Source organism: Streptomyces sp. NPDC036815 (genome assembly GCF_055609205.1).
On record NZ_JBVJPW010000004.1, the window covers coordinates 275,607 to 298,833 of the forward strand.

The 23,227-nt window shown below is 71.0% G+C and carries 23 protein-coding genes; 9 read left to right on the top strand and 14 right to left on the bottom strand.

Translation table 11 applies throughout. The features are described from left to right. The first annotated feature begins 1 nt into the window (after position 1). Together ACZ69I_RS12195 and ACZ69I_RS12200 are read left to right on the top strand one after the other, a co-directional pair. On the top strand, positions 2 to 922 hold the full coding sequence (locus tag ACZ69I_RS12195; RefSeq protein WP_470831867.1) for a carbohydrate ABC transporter permease: 921 nt from the start codon (positions 2 to 4) through the stop codon (positions 920 to 922). Further along, a complete protein-coding gene (locus ACZ69I_RS12200; RefSeq protein WP_470831868.1) occupies positions 919 to 1,848 on the top strand; it encodes a carbohydrate ABC transporter permease in 930 nt (309 codons plus the stop codon). The genes ACZ69I_RS12195 and ACZ69I_RS12200 overlap by 4 nt, the downstream gene beginning before the upstream one ends. Positions 1,849 to 1,871: 23 nt before the next feature. Here ACZ69I_RS12200 and ACZ69I_RS12205 read toward each other — a convergent pair whose 3' ends face one another. From ACZ69I_RS12205 to ACZ69I_RS12215, 3 genes are all read right to left on the bottom strand, one after another. After that, the gene (locus ACZ69I_RS12205; protein ID WP_470831869.1) at positions 1,872 to 2,408 is read right to left on the bottom strand and encodes a DUF4232 domain-containing protein; all 537 of its coding nucleotides are present in this window, start codon (positions 2,406 to 2,408) and stop codon (positions 1,872 to 1,874) included. A gap of 243 nt (positions 2,409 to 2,651) precedes the next feature. Further along, complete coding sequence (locus ACZ69I_RS12210; protein WP_467675698.1) at positions 2,652 to 3,956, bottom strand: low temperature requirement protein A; 1,305 nt, start codon at positions 3,954 to 3,956, stop codon at positions 2,652 to 2,654. 87 nt (positions 3,957 to 4,043) lie between these two features. After that, positions 4,044 to 4,448, bottom strand: a complete 405-nt coding sequence (locus tag ACZ69I_RS12215; protein ID WP_467675695.1) for an anti-sigma factor antagonist — start codon at positions 4,446 to 4,448, stop codon at positions 4,044 to 4,046. Between the two features lie 414 nt (positions 4,449 to 4,862). Here ACZ69I_RS12215 and ACZ69I_RS12220 point away from each other — a divergent pair, with 414 nt between their 5' ends. Continuing rightward, a complete protein-coding gene (locus tag ACZ69I_RS12220; RefSeq protein ID WP_467680015.1) occupies positions 4,863 to 5,939 on the top strand; it encodes an NUDIX domain-containing protein in 1,077 nt (358 codons plus the stop codon). A 63-nt stretch (positions 5,940 to 6,002) separates the two neighbouring features. Here ACZ69I_RS12220 and ACZ69I_RS12225 read toward each other — a convergent pair whose 3' ends face one another. Beyond that, positions 6,003 to 7,358, bottom strand: coding sequence for a M20/M25/M40 family metallo-hydrolase (locus tag ACZ69I_RS12225; RefSeq protein ID WP_470831870.1), 1,356 nt, complete (start codon positions 7,356 to 7,358; stop codon positions 6,003 to 6,005). Positions 7,359 to 7,493: 135 nt separating this feature from the next. On the opposite strand from ACZ69I_RS12225, the gene ACZ69I_RS12230 reads away from it, so the two are divergent. After that, on the top strand, positions 7,494 to 8,696 hold the full coding sequence (locus ACZ69I_RS12230; protein WP_467680011.1) for a geranylgeranyl reductase family protein: 1,203 nt from the start codon (positions 7,494 to 7,496) through the stop codon (positions 8,694 to 8,696). A 260-nt stretch (positions 8,697 to 8,956) separates the two neighbouring features. Here the strand turns inward: ACZ69I_RS12230 and ACZ69I_RS12235 are convergent, their stop codons facing one another. Then, positions 8,957 to 9,697 carry a class I SAM-dependent methyltransferase gene (locus ACZ69I_RS12235; RefSeq protein ID WP_470831873.1) on the bottom strand — a complete coding sequence of 247 codons (741 nt, stop codon included), beginning with the start codon at positions 9,695 to 9,697 and terminating at the stop codon, positions 8,957 to 8,959. A 158-nt stretch (positions 9,698 to 9,855) separates the two neighbouring features. Then, entirely contained in the window at positions 9,856 to 10,338 is a 483-nt protein-coding gene (locus ACZ69I_RS12240; protein ID WP_470831874.1) for a nitroreductase family deazaflavin-dependent oxidoreductase, read from the bottom strand. Between the two features lie 433 nt (positions 10,339 to 10,771). Here ACZ69I_RS12240 and ACZ69I_RS12245 point away from each other — a divergent pair, with 433 nt between their 5' ends. From ACZ69I_RS12245 to ACZ69I_RS12260, 4 genes are all read left to right on the top strand, one after another. After that, positions 10,772 to 11,485: a TetR/AcrR family transcriptional regulator gene (locus ACZ69I_RS12245; protein ID WP_470831876.1), complete on the top strand. Its 714-nt coding sequence runs from the start codon at positions 10,772 to 10,774 to the stop codon at positions 11,483 to 11,485. A gap of 714 nt (positions 11,486 to 12,199) precedes the next feature. Continuing rightward, complete coding sequence (locus ACZ69I_RS12250; protein ID WP_470831878.1) at positions 12,200 to 13,606, top strand: sensor histidine kinase; 1,407 nt, start codon at positions 12,200 to 12,202, stop codon at positions 13,604 to 13,606. Beyond that, positions 13,603 to 14,268 carry a response regulator gene (locus ACZ69I_RS12255; RefSeq protein WP_470831879.1) on the top strand — a complete coding sequence of 222 codons (666 nt, stop codon included), beginning with the start codon at positions 13,603 to 13,605 and terminating at the stop codon, positions 14,266 to 14,268. The genes ACZ69I_RS12250 and ACZ69I_RS12255 overlap by 4 nt, the downstream gene beginning before the upstream one ends. Before the next feature lie 106 nt (positions 14,269 to 14,374). Continuing rightward, entirely contained in the window at positions 14,375 to 14,776 is a 402-nt protein-coding gene (locus ACZ69I_RS12260; protein WP_467679997.1) for a MarR family winged helix-turn-helix transcriptional regulator, read from the top strand. Between the two features lie 93 nt (positions 14,777 to 14,869). Here ACZ69I_RS12260 and ACZ69I_RS12265 read toward each other — a convergent pair whose 3' ends face one another. Next, positions 14,870 to 15,616 carry a maleylpyruvate isomerase family mycothiol-dependent enzyme gene (locus ACZ69I_RS12265; protein WP_470831881.1) on the bottom strand — a complete coding sequence of 249 codons (747 nt, stop codon included), beginning with the start codon at positions 15,614 to 15,616 and terminating at the stop codon, positions 14,870 to 14,872. Between the two features lie 52 nt (positions 15,617 to 15,668). Beyond that, positions 15,669 to 16,940 (bottom strand): MFS transporter, encoded by a 1,272-nt coding sequence (locus ACZ69I_RS12270; protein WP_470831883.1) that lies wholly within the window; start codon positions 16,938 to 16,940, stop codon positions 15,669 to 15,671. Positions 16,941 to 17,212: 272 nt separating this feature from the next. On the opposite strand from ACZ69I_RS12270, the gene ACZ69I_RS12275 reads away from it, so the two are divergent. Further along, positions 17,213 to 18,475, top strand: coding sequence for an ROK family protein (locus ACZ69I_RS12275; RefSeq protein WP_467679991.1), 1,263 nt, complete (start codon positions 17,213 to 17,215; stop codon positions 18,473 to 18,475). Between the two features lie 50 nt (positions 18,476 to 18,525). On the opposite strand, the gene ACZ69I_RS12280 is transcribed toward ACZ69I_RS12275, so the two are convergent. The 6 genes from ACZ69I_RS12280 to ACZ69I_RS12305 all read right to left on the bottom strand — a co-directional run bounded on the left by ACZ69I_RS12280 (position 18,526) and on the right by ACZ69I_RS12305 (position 23,197). Beyond that, on the bottom strand, positions 18,526 to 19,764 hold the full coding sequence (locus ACZ69I_RS12280; RefSeq protein WP_470831885.1) for an MFS transporter: 1,239 nt from the start codon (positions 19,762 to 19,764) through the stop codon (positions 18,526 to 18,528). Between the two features lie 121 nt (positions 19,765 to 19,885). After that, positions 19,886 to 20,485 (bottom strand): TetR/AcrR family transcriptional regulator, encoded by a 600-nt coding sequence (locus ACZ69I_RS12285; protein WP_467679987.1) that lies wholly within the window; start codon positions 20,483 to 20,485, stop codon positions 19,886 to 19,888. Positions 20,486 to 20,570: 85 nt separating this feature from the next. Further along, the gene (locus ACZ69I_RS12290; protein WP_470832049.1) at positions 20,571 to 21,506 is read right to left on the bottom strand and encodes a phosphotriesterase family protein; all 936 of its coding nucleotides are present in this window, start codon (positions 21,504 to 21,506) and stop codon (positions 20,571 to 20,573) included. After that, positions 21,500 to 22,102 (bottom strand): DUF4865 family protein, encoded by a 603-nt coding sequence (locus ACZ69I_RS12295; RefSeq protein ID WP_470831887.1) that lies wholly within the window; start codon positions 22,100 to 22,102, stop codon positions 21,500 to 21,502. The genes ACZ69I_RS12290 and ACZ69I_RS12295 overlap by 7 nt, the downstream gene beginning before the upstream one ends. A gap of 23 nt (positions 22,103 to 22,125) precedes the next feature. Continuing rightward, complete coding sequence (locus ACZ69I_RS12300; protein ID WP_470831889.1) at positions 22,126 to 22,521, bottom strand: (R)-mandelonitrile lyase; 396 nt, start codon at positions 22,519 to 22,521, stop codon at positions 22,126 to 22,128. Positions 22,522 to 22,606: 85 nt separating this feature from the next. Continuing rightward, the gene (locus tag ACZ69I_RS12305; protein ID WP_470831891.1) at positions 22,607 to 23,197 is read right to left on the bottom strand and encodes a TetR/AcrR family transcriptional regulator; all 591 of its coding nucleotides are present in this window, start codon (positions 23,195 to 23,197) and stop codon (positions 22,607 to 22,609) included. Positions 23,198 to 23,227: the final 30 nt, after the last annotated feature.

Below are 23,227 nucleotides of genomic sequence, written 5' to 3' on the forward strand. Positions count from 1 at the left end.
GATGAGCCGGCCGACCGTATCCGCGCGAAAGGCGGGCGCGCGGCGTCCGACCCGGTTCACACGCCGTGACACCGCCGTCCTCGGAGTGCTCCTCGGCATTCCCGTCCTGATCGAAGCCGTCGTCATCTGGGGGCCGACGCTCGCCTCCATCGGCCTCTCCTTCACCTCGTGGGACGGAATCGGCGACATCGAGTGGGTGGGCGGCAAGAACTACGAAAGCCTCGTCGACACCTATCCGGCGTTCTGGCCGGCCGTGCGCCACAACCTGCTCTGGATCGCCTTCCTGGGCCTCGTGGCCACGCCGTTCGGACTGCTCCTCGCGGTCCTCATCGACCGCGGAGTCCGCTTCAGCCGCTTCTACCAGTCCGTTCTCTACATGCCCGTGGTGCTCTCGCTCGCAGTCGTCGGATTCATGGCACAACTGCTCCTCGGCACCGATCAGGGCGTGATCAACACGGCGCTCGGCAACGAAGAGGACCCGATCGACTGGCTCGGAAATTCCGACCTCAACATCTGGATGATGATGCTCGCCGCGAGCTGGCGGCACACCGGATACGTGATGATCCTCTATCTCGCCGGTCTCAAATCGGTGGACCCCGCCCTCAAAGAGGCGGCCGCGATCGACGGCGCCAATACCCGGCAGACCTTCTTCCGCGTCGTCTTCCCCACGTTGCGCCCGGTCAACGTCATCGTCGGCGTGATCACGGTCATCGAAGCGCTGCGCGCCTTCGACATCGTGTACGCGGTGAACAAGGGCCGCAACGGCCTGGAACTGCTCTCCGTACTCATCACCGACAACATCATCGGCGAGGCGAGCCGCATCGGATTCGGCTCGGCCATCGCGGTCGTCCTGCTCACCGTCTCCCTGGGATTCATCGTGACGTTCCTGGTCCAAGAGCTGCGAGGTGCGCGCGACCGATGACCGCAGACATCCGCCCCGCGTTCCGCGGCCGACTGCCCGCGACACCGCCCGCGGCCCCGCGGACCGGCCGCCCCCGGCGCCGCGGAGCACTCGGCGTCCCCCTCTTCCTGGCGGCGGTCTCCCTCGCCTTCCTGGCCCCCCTCCTGCTCGCCGTATACGCGTCACTGCGTCCGTACGAGGAGACGGCGAAGAACGGCTACTTCTCCTGGCCCGACCGCCTGTCCTTCGACTACTACCGCGAGGCCTACACCCAATCCGGTATGGGCACGTACTTCACCAATACGCTCCTGATCGCCGTCCCCGCGGTGCTCGTGACGCTCTTCCTCGCGGCGTTCGTCGCCTTCGCGGTCTCGCGTCTGCGGATGCGCGGCGGACTGGTGCTCCTGATGCTGTTCACGGCAGGCAATCTGCTGCCCCCACAGGTCATCGTCACCCCGCTCTACGCACTGTTCCTGGAGATCCCGCTGCCCTGGTGGATGTCGGACTCGCTCACCCTCTACGACTCCTTCTGGGCTCTGATCCTCGTCAACGTCGGCTTCCAGATGGGTTTCTGCGTCTTCGTCCTCTCCCATTTCATGCGGACCCTGCCGAAGGAGATCCTGGAGGCGGCGATCGTCGACGGCGCGGGGGTCTGGACCCAGTTCTGGCGCATCACGCTGCCACTGTGCCGCCCCGCGCTCGCGGCGCTCGCCACCCTCGAATTCACCTGGATCTACAACGACTTCCTCTGGGCCCTCATCTTCATCTCCACCCCCGACAAACTCCCGATCACGTCCTCACTGAACAACCTCCGCGGCCAGTTCTTCACGGACTACAACCTCCTGGCCGCAGGCTCGGTCCTGGTGGCCCTCCCGACGGTCCTCGTCTTCCTCCTGCTGCAGCGGCACTTCATCGCGGGGCTGACGCTGGGGGCCGGGAAGGGCTGAGTGGAGACGTGTCGTACCGACGTTCAGCTGCTGAAGGGGACCGCGTCGGCCGGATTGGCGTGCCAGTTGGTGGAGATGGGCTTGTCGATCAGGGTGGGGCTGGGGAGACGGAGGGCGACGGTGTTGTCCTCGTCACCGGAGACGGCGAGGAAGAGCCGGCTGAGCTCGGTGCCGTAGTCGTCGTTGGTGGTCTTGGGGTTGATCCCGGCGTAGGCGGCGGTGGACCCGGAGAGCTTGACGCTGTCGGTGATGGCCTGCTCGGCGGGCGTCACCTGGGTGTCGGGGGAGGAGCCGAAACCGGCGGAGGGGATGGTCCCCTCCAGGTAGCAGGTGACGCCGGGCTTGGCCTTGGCGGTGATGAGGAAGTAGCCGCCGGCCTGGGACTTCTCCGTGAGCTTGAAGGTCAGGTCGTTGGTCGCGCAGGTCTGCCTGGCGGCGCGGCTGTCGCCCTGGCCGCCGCCGATGGCGAGCGCGGTGGAGGTGCCGGCGGCCGTGAGGGCGGTCGCGGCGACGGCGGTGACGAGGAGGCGGGTGGAGCGGCTGACAAGGCGTGAACGCATCGGGAACTCCAAAGGTGCGGAGAGACATCGGTACCGCCCGGCGGACTGCTCGGGCTGACCAGAGCGTGCGCCGCAACCCGTCCCACCCACCACCCATGACCGGCATTACGGAACGCTGGAACGCGGGAACGGCCCCTGACCAGCGCGGACGTCCAGGCCCTGGAACGTGCGACTGGAACGAGGGACTGGGTCGGCCACCGACCGAACTCCGCACCTCGTACGACCTGTACGCCCCCTGCGCCCCTACGAACTCTGCCTGCGGAGTTGCTCCAGCATTCGCCGCTGGTGGCGGTGGCCGATCGTCTCGTAGCCGATGACGGTGACGAAGGGGGCGAGCATCACGATCAGCAGACACACCGCGATCGGGACTCCCGCCGCGGCCAGCAGGACGGCCGCGAGCAGCACGGCGAGCGTCAGCGAGATCAGGAGCAGGTGGAAGCGGTCCGCGGCGGACATGAGCAGGGCGTGCAGCAGGTAGACCATCAGCAGGTAGAGGCCGACCGGGAGGGCCAGGGACAGGACGACGGCGACATCGCCGAGTTCGGAGTGATGCTCCAGTCGCAGGCCCGCCACGTGCAGTCCGGCGCCGGCGCCGGCGATCCCGATGAACAGCGGGATGTGGCCGTAGCCGAAGAGGTACCCGCGGCTGCGGCGGTGCACGAGGACGTCGCCGAACGGCGTGGCGAAGTACACCCACCACATACCGAAGGTCAGCCCGACACCGGCGATGACGACGGCGACGGCGTTCCCGCTCCAGTCCATCCCGTCCGCGCCGCCGAGCAGGTCGCCCGAGGAGGCGACGGTGCCGACGACGCCCTCGCCGAGAACGATGATCGCGAACAGGCTGTAGCGCTCCGCGACGTGGTGGGGGTGCCAGGGGGTGCCGCCCGCGGTGCCCTGCGTGAGTACCGGAAGGACGAGTTCCAGCGCGCCGAGCACGACGAAGGCGATGAACACGGCGGCGAGTGGCAGCCGGGTGAAGGCGACGACGACCCAGCCGATCTGGGCGATCACGGTCCAGCGGATGTTCGCCATGCAGACGCGGCGGTACGAGGGGGACTGCCGGGCGGCGCGCCACCACTGCAGGACCATCGCGACGCGCATCACGATGTACCCGATCACCATCACGCGCAGTTCGAGGTGTGCTCCCTCCTCGACGGAGTGGAACATGGCCGGCAGGCCGAGCGAGAACACGACGACGCCGATCATCTGCACCATGGTCAGGGCCCGGTAGAGCCAGTCGTCGGTGCCGAAGGCGGAGGCGAACCAGCTGAAGCTGATCCAGGCGACGCTGATCGCGAACATCGCCAGCACGAAGGCGGTGACCGCCTGTCCCGGGTGCCCGTCGGCCGCCATCTCGGCAAACCGGGAGGCGGCCGTCCCGACCGCGACCACGAAGGTGAGGTCGAACAGAAGCTCCAGCGGCGAGGAGACCCGCTCCCGCTCGTCCGGATCACGTCCCGTCATGGGCACCATGCTGTGCGCCAACTTGCCGTTGTCGTTGCCGGTGCTCGTGCCTGTGTCGGCAGGATGTGCGGAATCACTCATGGGCAGCATTATGTTGTCTGCCCTCCAACAATCCGGTGAGCCCTGCCGGGACGGCGCGGAGGAGCGGGGCCTCGGCTCTCGCCGGTCTCAGTTTTCCGTGTTCCCGGAGGTCTCGGGCTGGTCCACCAGCGCCGCGCTCAGCGTGGGTGCTGGTTCCAGCAGCGTCGTGAGGCGGGTGACGCGCAGCATGCGCAGCATCATCGGGTGGGTGCAGACGAGGCGCAGGTGGCCGCCTCTGGCGGTTACGCGGCGGCGGAGCCGCATCAGCAAGGAGAGGCCGGAGCAGTCGAGGAAGTCGACCTGGGAGAGGTCGACGATCACGAGGGCTTCGGGGCCCGAGGCCACGGCCTCCAGCAGTGGCTCCGATCCGCTGGCTGCCACGAGGTCGATGTCGCCGTGCAGTTCGACGACGACCGCGGGGCCGTACCCGTACACCCGCGGCGGTCGATCGGAGGCCTCGCACGTGTAGTCGCTCAGTGTTTCCTGCCGCATAAATCCCCCAGCGCCGGGGCCGAAGCGCCCCGAAGAAGCGCGGCCCAACAGAAGTGGCCGTTGCGAGAGTCACCGGGGGCCGGGGTGGCTGCGGGGAAACGGTATCGGGGACCGGCGCGCTCCGGGGTGACGGAACGATTCATGCAAGGGCTTCGCCACGCGAAGGGGTGAATGTTGGGAATCCGGCTTGACGTGGGGGCCTCGGGTCGGGCAGGAGAGGCGGGATGTGGGCGGGGGGAGGGGGAGGCGTCCGTTCCCGGGCTGTCTGACATCCGGATATCAGGCTGTCTGACATCCGGGCACCGGGCTGTCCGACATCCGCGCGTCGGCGACGATTCCGCTCCCATCAGCGCCTGGTTTCCATGGCAGGGTGTTGCGGGCAAGCCACAGGGGGCCAACAGAAGAGGGGGAACCGTGATCGTCTGGATCAACGGCACGTTCGGTGCGGGCAAGACCAGCGCCGCACGGGAACTGATCGAGCTGATCCCGAACAGCACACTCTTCGACCCCGAGGTCATCGGCGCCGCACTGCCGCACCTGCTGCCGCCCAAGCGCCTCGACGAGGTGAGCGACTACCAGGACCTGCCGATCTGGCGCCGCCTCGTCATCGACACCGCGGCCGCCCTGCACGCCGAGGTGGGCGGCATCCTCGTGGTGCCGATGACGCTGCTGCGCCAGGAGTACCGCGACGAGATCTTCGGCGGTCTCGCCTCGCGCAGGATTCCCGTGCGCCACGTGCTTCTCGCCCCGGACGAAACGATCCTGCGCGAGCGAATATCGGGCCGCGACGTGCCGCCGGACCTGCCCGACGGAGACCTGCGCGTGCGCCAGTGGTCCTTCGACCACATCGAGCCCTACCTCGCGGCGCGCGCCGCCTGGCTGGACGCCGACGCCCACCGCATCGACACCAGCACCCTCACCCCGTACGAGACCGCCGAACGCGTCGCCGAAGCCGTCCGCACCGACTCCGCCTCCGTGTGCGACATCGTGCAGACTCCGGAGCCCACTTCGGAGACCCTCGCCGCCGGCGTGCTGCTCTTCGACGAGCACGACCGCGTCCTGCTCGTCGACCCGACGTACAAGGCGGGCTGGGAGTTCCCGGGCGGCGTCGTCGAGCCCGGCGAGGCACCCGCGCGCGCGGGCGTACGCGAGGTGGCGGAGGAGACCGGCATCCAACTGGCCCACACTCCGAGCCTGTTGGTCGCCGACTGGGAGGCGCCCCGGCCACCCGGCTACGGAGGGATGCGTTTCCTCTTCGACGGTGGCCATCTCGACGGCGACGAAGCCCGCCGCATGCTCCTGCCGGGCCCGGAACTGCGCGGCTGGCGCTTCGTGACCGAGCAGGAAGCCGCCGAGCTGCTTCCCGCCGTACGGTACGAACGCCTGCGCTGGGCGCTGCGCGCACGCGAACGCGGGGCCGCGCTCTACCTGGAGGCGGGCGTCCCCCTCAGCGGACAGCCCGGTGCCACCCCACCGTGCCGCCACGCGTGACTCCGGGAACGGAAAAGGGGCGCCCGGCCGTCGGCCGAGCGCCCGGTACCGGACCCGCGCCGGTCAGCTCGCCGCGTACTTCCGCAGGAACAGCGCCTCGGCCACCGACAGACGCTCCAGCTCCTGCGGCGACACGCTCTCGTTCACCGCGTGGATCTGCGCCTCCGGCTCGCTCAGGCCGATGAGCAGGATCTCCGCGCGCGGGTAGAGGGTCGAGAGGGTGTTGCAGAGCGGGATCGAGCCGCCCTGACCCGCGTACTGCATCTCCTCGCCCGGGTAGGCCTCACCCATCGCCTCGGCCATCGCCGCGTACGCCGGGCTCGTGGTGTCCGCACGGAACGGCTGACCCTGCCCGACCTGCTCCGTCCGCACCCGCGCACCCCACGGAGTGTGCGCCTCCAGATGGGCCCTGAGCAGCTTCGTCGCCTCGGCGGCGTCCACACCCGGCGGCACCCGCAGGCTGATCAGCGCCCGCGCGCTCGCCTGCACCGACGGTGTCGCACCGACCACCGGCGGGCAGTCGATGCCGAGGACCGTGACGGCGGGGCGCGCCCAGATGCGGTCGGCGACCGAGCCCTCACCGATGAGCTCGACGCCGTCGAGGACCTTGGCGTCCCGGCGGAAGTCACCTTCCTCGTACTGAAGCCCGTCCCAGACGGTGTCGCTCGTCAGACCGTCGACCGTCGTCGACCCGTCCTCGGCGCGCAGCGAGTCCAGCGCACGGACCAGCGCGGCGAGGGCGTCCGGGGCGGCGCCGCCGAACTGTCCCGAGTGGAGATTCCCTTCGAGGGTCTCCACGTGGACGCGGACCAGCGTCATGCCGCGCAGCGTCGAGGTGACCGTCGGCAGGCCGACGCGGAAGTTGCCCGCGTCGCCGATGACGATCGTGTCGGCCGCGAGCAGCTCGGGGTGAGCCTCCGCGTACCGCTCGAGGCCGCCCGTGCCCTGCTCCTCCGAGCCCTCCGCGATCACCTTCACGTTCACGGGGACGCCGCCGTTCGCCTTCAGGGCGCGCAGCGCGAGCAGGTGCATGATGACGCCGCCCTTGCAGTCGGCGCTGCCCCGGCCGTACCAGCGGCCGTCGCGCTCGGTCAGCTCGAAGGGCGGGGTGGCCCACGCGGCCTCGTCGAGGGGCGGCTGCACGTCGTAGTGCGCGTAGAGGAGAACGGTCGGCGCACCCTCCGGGCCCGGCAGGAAGCCGTACACCGACTGCGTGCCGTCCGGAGTGTCGAGCACCCCGACGTCCTGGAAGCCCTCGGCGCGCAGGGCGTCCGCGACCCAGCCCGCCGCGGCCTCGCTCTCGCTCCTCGGGAACTGATCGAAGTCCGCCACCGACTTGAAGGCCACCAGTTCGGTGAGCTCCGCCTTCGCCCTCGGCATCAGTGAGGCGACGGTCTCGGCGATCGGATCCGGCGACATGGGCACGCTCCTCGTAGGTGCGACGTTGTACGTGTGGGTAGATGTGATCCTCCCACAGGAGGGACCCGTGGGCCTCCGCCGTAGGATGCCTGGGGACAGCGCGGCCAACAGCGGGATCAGGAGCGGTAGACCAACGTGAGCAGCGAGAACTCGTCGGACGACACCGGGTACGTGTGGGACGTCGTCGTGGTCGGAGCCGGCCCCGCGGGGGCCTCGGCGGCCTATGCGGCAGCGGTCGCCGGACGCACCGTGCTCCTCCTGGAGAAAGCCGACATCCCCCGCTACAAAACGTGCGGCGGCGGCATCATCGGCCCCTCGCGCGACTCCCTGCCCCCCGGCTTCGAGCTGCCGCTGCGCGACCGGGTGCACGCGGTGACGTTCTCCCTCGACGGCAAGTTCACCCGCACCCGCCGCTCCCGGCACATGCTCTTCGGGCTCATCAACCGCCCCGAGTTCGACCAGCAGCTCGTCGAGCACGCGCAGAAGGCGGGCGCCGAGCTGCGCACCGGAGCCACGGTCGCGCGCGTGGAGCAGCACGGTCCCGACGTGCCCGACCGCCGTACGGTGGCCGTCGTGCTGCAGGGCGGCGAGACCGTCCTCGCCCGCGCCGTCGTCGGAGCCGATGGCAGCGCCAGCCGCATAGGGGCACATGTCGGCGTGAAGCTCGACCAGGTCGACCTCGGGCTCGAGGCCGAGATCCCGGTGCCGGAGACCGTCGCCGAGGACTGGGCGGGGCGGGCGCTCATCGACTGGGGTCCGATGCCGGGCAGTTACGGCTGGGTCTTCCCCAAGGGCGACACCCTCACCGTCGGAGTGATCTCCGCGCGCGGCGAAGGCGCGGCCACCAAGAGGTACTTGGAGGACTTCATCGCCCGGCTCGGCCTCGCCGGTTTCGAGCCGAGCGTCTCCTCGGGGCACCTGACGCGCTGCCGCAGCGACGACTCGCCGCTCTCGCGCGGCCGGGTGCTGGTCTGCGGCGACGCCGCGGGGCTCCTGGAGCCGTGGACCCGCGAGGGCATCTCCTTCGCGCTGCGCTCCGGCCGGCTCGCGGGGGAGTGGGCGGTGCGGATCGCCGAGGCGCACGACGCGGTGGACGCCCGCCGCCAGGCCCTGAACTACGCCTTCGCCATCAAGGCCGGACTCGGCGTGGAGATGAGCGTCGGACGGCGCCTGCTCAAGGCCTTCGAGCGCCGCCCCGGCGTACTGCACACGGCGATCACGGGCTTCCGTCCCGCGTGGAACGCCTTCGCGAAGATCACGCGCGGTTCGACGACGCTGGGCGAGCTGGTCCGCACCCATCCGATGGTGGGCCGCGCCCTGCAGGGGCGGGACCGCTAGCGGTCGGGCCGTTCACGGGCTAGCAGCCGTACCAGTTGGTCCACGTGCCGTTGCCGTTGAACGTGTTGCACCAGTGGCCGCCGTCACCCCCGAGCACCTGCAATACCGGGCTTCTTCATCGCGCGATCAGGTGATTCAAACGAGGCGGCCCAGAGCCACTGAGCTCCCGAACCACCGGGGATGAGACGGGATTTGCCTGTGCGTTTCGGTCGGCGGGAACCGTTCGCTAGTGGCATAGGCGGTGGTCGGCGGCGGACAAGCTACGGTTTGTGGGTTACCCACAGAAGTTCCGCAGGCCAGCGGTGTGCCCAGTCGGATGGGTCGGTCTCGTTGTAGCCGTTGGGTGTTCCCGGTTCGGGCCGTGGCTCGATAAGGTCGTCGATGACAAGACCCGCGCCGCGCAGGACCTTGACCCAGTCGCCGTAAGTGAGCTGATAGCTGGTCGCGCCGTCGTCTTCGGCGATGGTGTTGAGTCCGAAGTAGTCCTGCTGCAGCGTCGTGGTCACGCGACCGGCGGCTTCGTCGTAGCACGCTTCGAACCAGGGGCTGGCGACGTTGAACACCAGGCGCCCGCCTCGGTTCAAGACGCGTGCGGCCTGCGGGACGGCCAGGTGCGGGGGCGCCCAGCTGAGCCCACCGAAGTCGCAGAACACGAGGTCGAAGGTGTCGGCGGCGAAGGGGAGTTGTTCGGCGGCGCCTTGCACGAGCGAGTAGCGGTCCGCTCCCATCGCGCGGGCCGCTGCGCTGAGTTGGGCCTCGGACAGGTCGAACGCGACCACCGTGACGCCCTCGGCGGCAAGCGCCCTGGACCACTGGCCGGCGCCGCAGCCGAGTTCGAGGACGCGCTTGCCGGTGACGTCGCCCAGGGCGTGCAGGTGCGCGTCGGGGATGGAGTACATGCCCCACAGCCGGGGTGTGGCGCCGATCTGCGGGTCGTGCTCGTGCTGGTAGGAGCTGCTGATCCGGTTCCAGAACCGCCGGTTGGCGGGGATGCTGTCCACGTGCCGACTCCAGCACTGCCTGCCTGGACCGGTCAACATGATTAGGGCCCTGGGTGGCCCTCGCCCCGGCCCCCTCCGGCCCGGCCCTCGCCCAGGTCCGGCCCTGGCTCGGCCCATGACCCGCCGGACGAGTCGTGGGCCCCGCTATGACCCACGGTTCACGCACGCCGCTTCTGCACGGTGATCCGGAAGACGGGGTGGTCCGGTGCCGCCGCCAGGATCTCCTCGTCGGAGGACTTGGCGGTGACACCCTTGAAGTACTGGTTGACCTCCCAGCCCCACTGCTCCAAGTAGCCGCGCAGAAGCGGCAACTTCTCGGCGTCGGCCACCTCCACGGCGGTGAACACCCGCACCTTGCGCCCCACCCGCAGCTCCCCTCCGCCGGCCGCGCGCATGTTCCGCACCCACTGGGAGTGTCCGCGCGCCGACACGAGGTACTGGCCCCGGTCGCCGTCGTGCGTGTACGGGTTGACCGGGATGCGCTGCATCTGGCCGCTCTTGCGGCCCCGCACGGAGAGTTCGGCGCTGCCCATCAGGCTGACGCCGTGCCGCGCCAGCCAGCCGATCACTCCGTTGAAGCGGGCGTTGAGAGGGCTGCCCTTGAGGTAGTAGGGGGAGGGGGTGGCGGGCGTCGATGACATGGCGGTCTCCCAGGGCTCATGAAGGTGGTGGCGGGTGCGTGGATGGTGCGTGGGTGCGTAGGTCCGTGGGTGGGTCGGGCTCATTCGGACTTCGAGAGCAGTGCTCTCGCTTGAGAACAGTGTGTACCGGATCGGCGATCCAAAGCAAGAGCAGTGCTCTCAAATTTGGGCGCTGCTCACTTCCGGGTGCGGCGCGGCGGCCGGGACGAGGGTGCTGATGCCTGCTGATGCGCTGCTCCCGATTGGGTCCGTCGCTCGCAGGTGAGGCCGCCGCCCGCGACGGGGTGCACCGCTCACGGTTGCGCTCACCGCACTCGACCCTGCCCAACGCTCCGGAGGGCGTGCACTGCTTACGTACACACGCACCGCTCTCGATTGTGTGCACTGATCCGAACTGCGTGCACCGCTCCCACCCCATGGCACACTGGGCCGTATGACCAGCAGCAGCAGCGCCAGCGCCACCAAAGGAGCCCGGGCCCGGGCCCGTGAGGAAGTCACCGCCGCGATCAAGGACGAGGCTCGCCGACAGCTTGCTGCCGAAGGGGCCGCCAAGCTCTCCCTGCGGGCCGTCGCTCGGGAGCTCGGCATGGTTTCCTCCGCGCTCTACCGGTACTTCCCCAGCCGCGACGACCTGCTGACCGCGCTCATCATCGACGCGTACGACTCGCTCGGCTCCGCCGCCGAGGCGGCGCACGCGGGTGTTGCCGGTGAAGAGCCGCTTCGGCGCTGGACCGTGATCTGTGAAGCGGTGCGGGGTTGGGCGCTGGAGCGTCCGCACGAGTACGCGCTCATCTACGGCTCGCCCGTGCCCGGGTACAGCGCGCCGGACACGACCGTCCGGGCCGCCGCGCGCGTGGGGCAGTTGCTCATCGACGTCGTGCGTGATGCCCACCGGGGCCGAGGGGTCGCCCTTCGGCCGTTGCCCGGCGAGTTGCGCTCCGAGGGTGAGCGGATCGCGGCGGACGTCGCGCCGGATCTGCCTCCGGCTGTGATCACGGCGATGGTCGCGGCGTGGGCGCAGCTGTTCGGGCTGGTGAGCTTCGAGGTGTTCGGGCAGTACAACCGGCTCGTGGAGGACCGCTCGGCGTTCTTTTCGCACGCGGTGCGGCAACTCGCCGATGGCGTAGGTCTGTTGCCGCAGGGCTGATGTGCTTGGCCACAAGGCTGATGTGCCTTGCCGCAGGGCTGACCCCGCAGGGTTAGTGCGCAGCCGGGGCGCCAACGGCCGGGCATTATCAGGTACTTCTGGCGCCCGTGCGTACAACTTCCCTTATACGGAGCAAACTGCTGCTCGCGGCGCGGAGCCGCCCATAGAGTGACCTGTGAGTCATCGAGCAGCAGCCCCCGAACTTTTCCGAGGACGTCCCGGAAGAGGAAGGAGGGGGTGCTTCGTGCACAAGCTCGATGAGTCGTCAGACTGGACGTACTGGAGTCTGGTGGTCATGTTGATCCAGATGGCGCTGGATCTGACCGTGCAGATCAGTCGTCTGGTCTGACGCGCTCACCCCGGGGGTCGGCCTTTCGGTCGGCCCCCACCCTCTTTGCCGCCCCGGGTCCGGGACTCTCTGTGATTCCGGTACCGACGGCGGTTCTGGAACCGACCGTACATGCCGGTTTCCGTGGGTACCTGCGATTCAACCTATCCGCGTGGATCGCCGGAGGCCAGGATTCCAAGATCGCTTCGGCCTGCGGGACCGTTCTTGTGACAGGGCGGGTCCCGAAGTGCCACTATGCCCCGCCGCACCACAGGCACGGCATCACAGACGTCCGCATCCCGCGGCAGGCTACTCCCGCGGGAGTACGCGTGATCACCACGCCCGTCGGACGCCCGCGGGCGCCCGCGCGGTCTAGCGTGACCGCCATGAACGAGCAGCGCGAACGCAGGCCGGGCGGTCCGCCCCCGGCCTGGGGCGGACCGCCGATGTGGCGGCAGGGGCCGCCTTGGTGGAACGCCGGGGCCGAGGAGCGGCCGGAGCGCCGGCTGCCCTGGCTGACGACATTCGTGCTCACCGTGTTCGTGCAGATCGGGTCCGGCTTCGCCGGGCACGGTCAGGGGGGCCGTGAGCAGCTCACCCCCTTCGCGAGGGTGCTGTTGTTCCTGGCCACGGCGGCCCTGCTGCTGCGTCACCGCCACCCCGCGCCCGTCGTGTTCGCCACTGCCGGGCTCACGCTGGTATACATCGCTGCCGGGTTCCCCTACGGGCCGGTCTTCCTCGCTGTCGCGGTGGGCTGCTTCGCCGCCGTCGTCGCAGGGCACCGGCGCGCGGGCTGGGGTGCCGTGGGCGGGCTCTGGGCCGGGCATCTGTTGATCGCGCACTGGCTCTACCGCTGGCTGCCGCCCGGGGGCGACGGTGCCCGTCCCTGGAGTCAGGAGATCGCGGGCGCCGTATGGGTCGTCGCGATCGTCGCGGTGTCCGAGCTGGGCCGCGTACGCCGTGAGCAGTGGGCCAAGGAGCGTGCCGAGCGCGCGCAGGCCGCCGAGCGGCGCGCGGGCGAGGAGCGGCTGCGGATGGCGCGGGAGCTGCACGACGTTCTCGCGCACAGCATTTCCGTCATCAACGTCCAGGCGGGTGTGGGCCTGGCTCTGCTCGACTCCGACCCCGAACAGGCCCGCACGGCTCTGACCACCATCAAGGCTGCGAGCAAGGAGGCGCTGGGCGAGGTACGCCAGGTGCTGGGCACCCTGCGCGCCCCCGGCGACGCGCCCCGTGCCCCTGCGCCCGGCCTCGACCGGCTGCCGGAACTCGTGGAGCAGGCGGGGAGCGCCGGGCTGACCGTCGACGTCACCACCGAGGGCGCCCCCGCGAAGCTGCCGCCCGGCGCGGACCTCGCCGCGTTCCGCATCGTCCAGGAGGGGTTGACGAACGTCGTACGTCACTCGGGGTCGCGCCACGCGCGCGTACTGGTGCGCCACGAGAGGGCCGTGCTCACCTTGCTCATCGAAGACGACGGTCCCGCCACCGGCACCGACGCGGGTGGCAGCGGCAACGGACTCGCCGGAATGCGGGAGCGTGCCGCCGCCCTCGGTGGCACGATCGAGGCGGCCTCGCGGCCGGACGGCGGCTTCCGCGTGACCGCCGTTCTGCCCCTGGCCGGAGGCGCGGGCCAGAACCCCGGGACCCGTACCGCATCTCGGGCCGACACCGGTCCCGTACCTCGGGCGGACACCCGCCCCGTACCTCGGGCGGACGCCCGCCCCGTACCTCGGGCGGACACCCGCCCCGCATCTCCGCAAGACCCCCGTACCGCATCTCAGGAGGACCAGTGATCCGCGTACTGCTCGCCGACGACCAGTCCCTGGTCAGGGCAGGCTTCAAGGCGTTGCTCGGCGCGCAGCCGGACATCGAGGTCGCCGGGGAGGCGGCCGACGGCGAGGAGGCGGTGCGGATGGTCCGGGAACTGCGCCCCGACGTCGTCCTGATGGACATCCGCATGCCGCTGCTCGACGGCCTGGCCGCCACCCGGCGGATCACCGACGAGCCCGGTCTGGACGACGTGAAGGTGGTCATGCTCACCACCTTCGAACTCGACGAGTACGTCTTCGAGGCGATCCGCTCCGGGGCCTCCGGCTTCCTGGTCAAGGACACCGAGCCGGACGAACTGCTGCGTGCGGTGCGGGCGGTGGTCGCGGGTGACGCGTTGTTGTCCCCCGGGGTGACGCGGCGCCTCATCGCCGAGTTCGCGGCCCGTTCCAAGGAACCCGCGGCAGCCGACGGGCTCGGTGGACTGACCGAGCGGGAACGGGAGGTGATGGCCCTGGTCGGCATCGGCCTCTCGAACGAGGAGATCGCCCGCCGTCTGGTCGTCAGCCCACTCACCGCCAAGACCCATGTCAGCAGGACGATGGTGAAGCTGGGCGCTCGGGACCGCGCCCAACTCGTCGTACGCGCCTACGAGTCGGGCCTGGTCCGCCCCGGCTGGCTGGGCTGACGTGCGACGATTGCCTTACGCGCGCGTTTAATGCGTGTGCCATTTAATGCATGCGCATTTAATGACGGTGCAACAAAGTCGGGGAATTCTGCTACCGTGCCGTGTCATGGCGGGGAAAACGGCCGAGCAGGGCCTGGTGGATCAGTGGCGCGACATTCTCGCGCTGCACGCGCGCACGCTGTGCGAACTCGACCGCGCGCTGCACCCGCACGGCGTGGGGGCGAGCGACTTCGAGGTGCTCGACGTGCTGGCGGAGGGGTCGTCGGACGACGGCGGCTGCACGTTCCGCGTGCAGGAGATCTCCGCGCAGGTCCATCTGAGCCAGAGCGCGCTCTCCCGACTCATCGGACGCCTGGAGAAGGACGGGCTCGTGGAGCGCGGGATGTGCAGCGAGGACCGTCGCGGCGTACGCGTCTCCCTCACCGACAAGGGGCGTGCGCTCCACGGCGAGGTACGGCCCGTCCAGCGGGCGGTTCTCAAGCGGATGCTCGACGACCACCAGAGCTGAGCCGGGCGGTAGGGCTCCGAACGACCTGTACCCCTGCCTGCAAGCCCTGCCCGCGAGCCCTGCTTGCAAGCCCCGTAGCCCGGTCATCCGCAGTCAGCTCATCACGATCGACGACTTCTCCCGCCACAGCGCCGCCACCGACCGGTCGCCCGTCACCTCCGGGAGCGGCAGCCGGTTCCACAGCCCCAGATAGAGGCGTGCCGCCTGCCCCGACACCTCGCAGTCGGCGGGCGCCGTCGTGCCGCGCTCCGTGACCGGCGGTCCGTCGGACAGGCGTACGGTCCACGTCCGCTCGCCACCCGGCGCATCCGTGGCCCGGACCCGCAGCACCCGCGGCTCCTCGCTGCGCACCCGGCTCTTCTTGCGCGCGTGGAATCCGAGCAGCAACTCCTCGATGCCGTCCACGGCGAAGTCGACGCCGACCGGTGACGGCGTGCCGCCGCGCGCGGACTCGGCGTCCACCCGGTGGACGGTCGTCTCGTTGGCCTGTCGCCGGGCCCAGAAGGCCAGCGGGGAGGGTGCGGGCAGGAAGGCCCAGCACTCGACGTCCTGCGGCGCGGAGGCGAGCGTCGCGACCAGTGCGGCGTGACCCTCGCGGAACCACGCGACGAGCGCGTCCCCGTCCAGGTCGGGGAGTTCGCCGCCCAGCCGATAGGAGGTGCGCCGCTCGGCGATGAAGGCGGCGGCCCAGCGGTGCACCATCCCCGTGTGCTTCAGGAGGTCCCGCACCTGCCAGTCGGGGCAGGTGGGAACCTTGGCGTCGGGTCCGGCCTCCGCGGCGGCCGAGGCCAGCAACCGGCCTTCCCTGTCCACCACTTGGATGTGCTCGGAAATGTCCATGCGGCAGATTGTGTCGGATGGAGCGCCCTCGAACCGGGGCCTCCGCATGATGTCAGGCCGTTTCCGTAGGCTCCGTACGCTCTGTGTGACGGGTCGCGAAGCCGATGACCGACGCGACGGCGGCGAGCAGGGCGACGCTCGTGAGCGCCGTGGGCAACGAGTACCAGTCCGCCATGAACCCGATCAGGGGCGGCCCCACCAGCATGCCGCCGTAGCCGAGCGTCGACGCGGCGGCGACCCCTCCGGGACCGGCGAGTGCGCCCGCGCGCTCGACCGCCACCGGGAAGATGTTGGCCAACCCGAGCCCGGTCACGGCGAACCCGGCCAGGGCGAGGCCCGCCGAAGGGGCGAGGGCGGCGAGCAGCATCCCGACGCACGCCGTCGCGCCGCCGCCGATCACGGTGCGGGTCCTGCCGAGCCGTTCCAGGAGCGCGGTGCCGGAGAGCCGGCCGATCGTCATGGCGAGGGCGAAGCACGCATACCCGGCGGCGGCGATGCCCGGGTGCGCGTGCAGGTCCTCCTCCAGGTGGAGCGGGCCCCAGTCCGCGATGGCGCCCTCGCCGTACGCGGTGCACAGCGCGATGAGCCCGAAGACGGTCACGAGCCCGCGCGTGCGGCGGTCCGTGCGGTGGCCCGTGCGGCGCGTTCCGCCGCGCTTCGCCGGGGCGTCCGTGGGGGCGTCGTCCGAGGCGGGAGCGGATCCGCGAAGCCCGGCGCAGGCCCCGTATCGCAGCAGGGCGGGCGCCGCCGCGGCGGTGATCGCCAGCCCGACGACGGTGATGCCGAGCAGGTGGCGGGTGGGGGAGAGGTGTCCCGCGACCAGGCCGCCGAGGCCCGAGCCGAGCATGCCGCCCAGGCTGAACGCCGCGTGGAAGCTGGGCATCACCGGCCGCCGCAGCGCGCGCACGAGGTCGACGGCCGCGCTGTTCATCGCGACGCTGATGCCGCCGTACGAGGCCCCGAAGAACAGCAGCACCAGCCCCAGCACGAGGACCGAGCTCGTCAGTGGCGGCAGTGCGACGCTCAGGGGCAGTGCCACCGCGCAGGCCACCGTCATCGGGATGCTGCCGTAGCGCCTGCAGAGGCGGCCGGTGAGCGTCATGGTCACGACGGCCCCGGCGGAGACCGCGAGCAGCGCGAGTCCGAGTTGGCCCGCCGATGCCCCCGTCTGCTCCTTGATGGCGGGGATGCGGACGACCCAGCCCGCGAAGACGAAGCCGTCGAGGGCGAAGAAGACGGTGAGGGCGATGCGCAGTCGGCGGAGGTCGAGGTCGCGTTCGGTGGGCCGCGGCGCTGCGGTCCCGAGTTTGTTTAGTAGCGGCACAAAGTCAGAGTAGAGGTGTGCACGGCTGACGTTCAAGACGGTTTCGGAGGGCTGCGGGACGTTTCGGGAGAGGCCTGGGGGCAGCCACCGCGCACGGCCGGGGGAGTGGTCACGACGCGGAGCCGGGGAACGGCCCGGCGAAGGAACGCGGAACGGCCCGGCGGAGGAACACGGCACGGCCCGGCGGAGGAACACGGCACGGTCACGGTGAGGAACGAGCGGATGGCGGATGAACGGCGAGGCCGTGTACGGATCATGGGAGACTCGCCCTCATGAACGGCAAGGCTGACCCCCGTGCCGAGGGGGAAGTGACCACGCGTACCCGCCTGGAGCGAGGGCGCGGCGCGCTGGGTCCCGCGCTCGAACTGGTCCACACGGGGCGCGCTCCCACCCGTGCCGTACTCACCGCCGAGCTCGGCGTCACACGCGCCACGGCGGGCGCCGTCGCCGCCGAACTGGAGGCGCTCGGACTGATCCGGATCGACGCGAAGCCCAGCGCGGCCGCGGGCTCGCAGGGCCGCCCTTCGCATCGGCTCGCCGTCGCGGAGGAAGGGCCGGTGGCGCTCGCCGCGCAGGTGCACGCCGACGGCTTCCGGGCCGCGCTCGTCGGGCTCGGCGGCGGCATCGTGGCGACGGCGCCGGGCTGCGAGACGGTCGGCGCCGACCCCGCACAGGTCATCGGGGCCGTCGTCGAGGCGGGTGCGGAGCTGCTGCGCGAGACCGGCAGGCGGTGCGTGGGCGCGGGCCTCGCCGTGCCGTCCGCGGTGGCCGAACCGGAGGGCACCGCCCTGAACCCGCTGCACGTGGCGTGGGCCGCGGGTGCGCAGGTCCGCCAGATCTTCGCCGACTGCGTACGGGACGCGGGCATCGAGGGACCGGCCTTCGCGGGCAACGACGTGAACCTCGCCGCACTCGCCGAACACCGCCACGGCGCGGGGCGCGGCGCGCGTGACCTGCTGTGCGTGGCGACCGGCCACCGCGGCGTCGGCGGCGCGCTCGTCCTCGACGGCCGTCTGCACACCGGGAGTTCGGGCCTCGCCCTGGAGGTGGGCCACCTCACCGTGAACTCCGAGGGGCGCCCCTGCTACTGCGGCAGCCGTGGCTGCCTGGACGTCGAGACGGACCCCCTCGCCTTCCTGACGGAGGCGGGGCGCGAGCCGGGACCCGAGGGACTGCTCGTACAGGCCCGTGAACTGCTGCGTGACGCGTACGGCGACCCGGCCGTACGCTCCGCCGCCGAGGCCCTCATCGACCGGCTCGGCCTCGGGCTCGCGGGCCTGGTCAACATCCTCAACCCCGACCGGATCGTCCTGGGCGGGCTGCACCGCGCCCTCCTTGAGGCGGATCCGGAGCGGCTGCGGGCCGTGGTCGCCGACCGGAGCCTGTGGGGGCGCAGCGGGAGCGTGCCGATCCTGGCGTGCACGCTGGACCACAACAGCCTGGTGGGGGCCGCCGAGCTGGCCTGGCAGCCGGTGCTCGACGACCCCCTGGGAGCCCTGGCTCGGCCGGGGCCCGCGTCACGCGTCGGGTCCTAGCCGGGCGTGCGGCTCCGGGCGGGGGTACTGCCCCGGGACGGCGTACTGCTTCAGACGGGCTGGGGTGCCTCGGCCTCGTCCCCCGTCTTCCGTACGGCGTCGGCGGACTCGGTGATCTGCCCGTTGACCGACGCGGAGGCCGGAGCAGAGGCCCGGCGCCGCAGCAGATCCGGCACCAGCGAGACGAGGCCGAGCGCGGCAAGGGCGGCGCCGATCCACAGCGGTGCCCGCAGCCCGTACGTGTCGATGGCCGGCCCGCCGACGGAGGTGGCGATGATGATGCCGAGGGTGATGAAGGACGAGTGGACGGTGTTCACCAGCGACCGCGCGTTGCCGACTCGCTGGACGCGGGTGACCAGGGCCGGGTTCATGGTGACGCCGACCAGGCCGATGCCCAGCATGAACACGACGGCGGGCACGGTCAGTCGGGCGAAGAGCGCGAAACCGACGAGGAAGGCCAGGTTCAGCGCGAGGCCGACGAGCAGCACGGGGAGGGTGCGACGGTCGGCGAACCGGCCCACGACGGTGTTGCCGATGACGGTGGCGGCGCCGTACGCGACGAGCAGCAGCGGCACCGTCCCGGTGGAGAAGCCCGTGAGCTCGGTGAGGATCGGGTTGAGGTAGCTGAACGCGGAGAACGTGGCGCCGATCACGAAGGTGCTGGTGGTGAGGGTGAGCCAGAGCCGGGGGTTGCGGAAGGCGCCGAGCTCCTGCCGGAGACCGCCGCTCTCCTCGCCGTCGCCGTCGGTGCCCGGAACGCCGACGAACGTGGCCGCCGCGGCGAGCGCGGTCAGTACGGTGATCGCCCAGAACGCGGCGCGCCAGCCCAGGTGTTCACCGACGACCGTGGCGAACGGAAGGCCCAGCAGGGTGCCGAGCATCAGCCCGTTGAGGGCCACCGCGACGGCTCGGCCGCGCACTTCGGGCCGGGTGATGCGCGACGCCAGCGATATGGAGACGCCGAAGAAGGCCTGGGACGCGATGCCGGTGAGCACGCGGGCCACCAGCATGGTGCGGTAGTCGGGAGCGAGGGCGGCGAGTACGTTCCCCGCGAGGAAGACGCCGAACAGCAGTATCAGCGCGGACTTCTGACGCATCCTCAGAACGGCGACCGTGAGGAAGGGGCCGCCGAGTGCCATCGCCGCGGCGAAGGCGGTGATGAGGTAGCCGATCTGCGGAATCGTGGCGTCAAGCCCGTCGGCCATCTGCGGCATCAGTCCTGCGACCACGAATTCACTGGTCACCATGGCGAAGATGCCTAGGGCCAGTACGTATACGGCGCGGGGCATGGCGGGTTCTCCTGTCGGGCAAGGTCCGGGCTGGTTTTGGATAGATCAGTACAGAAAAAGGGCGTGCGAAGGCCCGGTGGGTGTGCGGAGGGGCGGATGGGTGAGGGCCGGTCGCGGATCGCTAGCGGGCCGCGAGCGCGTCCATGGCGGTCTCGGCGATGGCCTGCAGGGCGGCCCGGTCGGCGCCGGCCTGCGCGGAGACCCGCATGCCGCCGATGACGGCGTTGACGAAGCGGGCGAGCGCGTCCGCGTCCCGGGTGGACGTGATGTCGCCGTCGCGCTGGCCGGTGCGGATCGTGGCGCGCAGCACGGTGAGCCGTGCCGCGAGGTCGCGCTCCAGCAGGTCGGCGGCCGCCGGGTCGCGGCCGGCGAGCTCGACGGTCGTGTTGACCGTGAGACAGCCGATGCTGTGGCCGTTCTCGCGGTGCTCGATGTCTCCGTCGATGACCCGGGCGAGCAGGGTGCGCACGCGCTCCGTGGCCGACAGCTCCACGTTCTCCAGGATCTCGGCCTGGGGGGCGTTCATGCTGTCCATGTACCGGGCCAGGGCCCGCCGGAACAGGTCGTGTTTGCTGGTGAAGGTGTTGTAGATGCTGCTGCGGCCCAGGCCGGTGGCTTCGCACAGGTCCTGGGTCGAAGTGGCCTCGTACCCGTTCGTCCAGAAGGCGTGCATCGCCGCGTCCAGGGCCCGTTCCTCGTCGAAACTCCTCGGTCGGGCCATGTCGGTACCGTACAGTTTTGGAACGACCGGTGCAATACGCGGCGGTGATCCACCGGCGGGGCGGACGCGACGCCCCCGCGCGTGCTCACCCGGCGGGCCACTCCACCCCGAAGGCCCGCCCCGGGTTCGTCGTCAGGATCCGTCCCACCAGATCCCCTCCCACGGCGTGTTCGAGCCGGGGCCGCACCCCGCGCAGCAGGTGCGGCATGCCGGGACCGCCCCGCACCGAACGCGCCCCCGCCGTCGTCGTGTCGCCCCCCAGGAGGATCCGGTCGCCGAAGCCCGCGTCCGCCAGGGAGCGCACCGCGTCCGGCATGCGCCAGTCCGTGGCGTGGTGGGTGCGGGAGGGGCCGTCGAAGGCCACGTAGGCGCCCGCCCCGGCGGCCCGCAGGTGGCAGGCGAGGTCGGGGGAGCGGTTCAGGTGGCCGAGGATCACCCGGTGCGGAGGGACGCCGAACTCGCCGCAGAGCAGGTCGAGTACGTCCGGCGCGCCGGTGCCGAGCTCCAGATGGACGGAGATCGGTGCGCCCGTCGCACGGTGTGCCTCGGCCGCTGCCGCCATCGTCCAGCGCGCGTGGGCGTCGAGTCCGTGGAAACCGCCCGCGACCTTGATCAGCCCGGCCCGCACGCCGGACTCTCCGATGCCCTCGGTGAGTTCGCGTACGAAAAGCGCGGCGAGGCCGTCCGAGCGGATCCGGGCGAGGAACTCCGGGGTGTAGTGGGCCGCTTGGTGCAGTCCGGTCGCCGCCACCAGATGGACGCCGGACGTTCTGGAGAGCGCGGGCAGCCGCCCGGCGTGCCGTCCCATGCCGTGCGGCGTCCACTGCACGACACTCCGTCCGCCCACAGCGCGGAACGCCGCGAGTTCGGCGGCCGCCTCCTCGGCCGAGTCCAGCTCCTGGCCCGGGAGTTGGGGGCTGCGCAGGAAGAGGTGGTCGTGGGCGTCGCAGACTCCGAGGTCCTCCGGTGCGATGTCCCCGAGAACGGTGCGGACCACGCGGTCCGCGGACCCGGTCACCAGTGCCGCCCGCGCGGCAGCTTCTCCCGCTCGGGGGTGGAGAGGTGCAGCACCTGAAAGACGTCGCCGACGGCTTCGGGGCTCTCCTGGTCCCAGAGTGAGAAGTGGACGGCCTCCCACGTGCGCGGATCGATGGCGGTCAGCGCGCTCACGGCCCCTTCGCGCCGGGCCGTCACCCGTGCCTCGTCGGCGAGTTCGCGCGCGAGCTCGGGCAGCCGGGTCGGCTCGGGTATCCGCTGCCGACGGCGGACCGCCGACCTCGGCACACCGGCTGCCGCGCCGCCCTCTGCGCACGCGGTGCCCTCCTCGTACGCGAGGACCGTCCAGTTCTGCACCGTCGGCCGCCCGAAATCGTCGACGAGGCCCTGGAAGCCGGGGCCCCAGAGGAAGGAGTTCATGCCCTCGGTGGTGTTCCAGAGGTAGAACGGCGCGTACTGGTTCACCGGCGAACCGTCCCTGCCGCGCTCGCGCATCAGATAGGCCTTGAAGCCGAGCCCGGCAAACCGGTCCAGGAGGTGACCCTTGGACTCGACGCGACGGCGGATGACGCCCATGTCGTAGTCGGCGGGCAGAGTGATCTCGTACTGCAGGGCGTGCATCGTGTACTCCCGTGGAAGCAGGATCAGTTGGGGAAGGCGGCGGGGTCGACCAGCGGTGCCCAGTCGGCGGTGGTCCCGTCCTCGGCCGCCTCGACGACGGCCAGGTGGGTCATGAACGTGCGCGACCCGGCGCCGTGCCAGTGCGACTCGCCGGGCTCGATCCACACGGTGTCGCCGGCCCGGATCGGCTCGACCGGGCCGCCCTCGCGCTGCACGAGCCCTTCGCCCTCGGTGACGTGCAGGACCTGGCCGTGCGGGTGGCGGTGCCATGCGGTGCGGGAGCCCGGGGTGAAGTGCACGCTGTACATGCGCAGGCGGGACGGTGCTTCGGGGGCGGCGATCTCGTCGAGCCAGACGGTGCCGGTGAAGTGCTCGGCGGGTCCCTGTCGGCTGTCGGGTCGGTTCCGGGTGATGTGCAACGTACGCGTCCTCAGGGGTGGGTGGCTCGAGACGTGGATGTAGGGGTGCGGCGGGTGCGGGCGAGATGCGGCGCCGCGTGCCGCGTCACGCGGTGGGTGCTGTGCGGGCCGCGGCGAGCAGCGCGAGCAGGCCGCGCACCGCGGCGTCGAACGCGGCGGGCGCACCCGACGAGCGGGCCAGCACGTACCCGCCCTGCACCGTGGCGACGACCGCCGACGCCACGTCGCGCGGATCGAGCGCGTCCGTGAACTCGCCCCCGGCGCAGCCCTCTTCGACGATCCCGGCGATCCGCTCGCGCAGCCAGTCGAGGGTCTCGGTGACGGGCGCGCGCAGTTCGTCGCTCGCGATGACGTCCGGGTCCATCGTGAGCCGCCCGACCGGACAGCCCTTCAACACGTCGCGCTCGCGCAGCAGATAGGCCTCGATGCGGGCGTACGCCGGTCCGGGGCCGCTCAGGACCGCCTCGGCGGCGGCGCGCATCTCCTCGGCGGTGCGTCGGATCGCGGCGAGCGCGAGGTCGGGCTTGCCCGCGAAGTGGTGGTACATGCTGCCCTGCCCCGCGCCCGCGTGCTGCTGGATGGCCTTGGGGCTCGTGCCGACGTAACCCCGCTCCCAGAGGAGCTCGCGGGTGGACTCGATCAGACGCTCCGGAGTGCTCATGAAGCCACTGTACATACTAGTAGGTACAGAGATCCACCGGCGGTG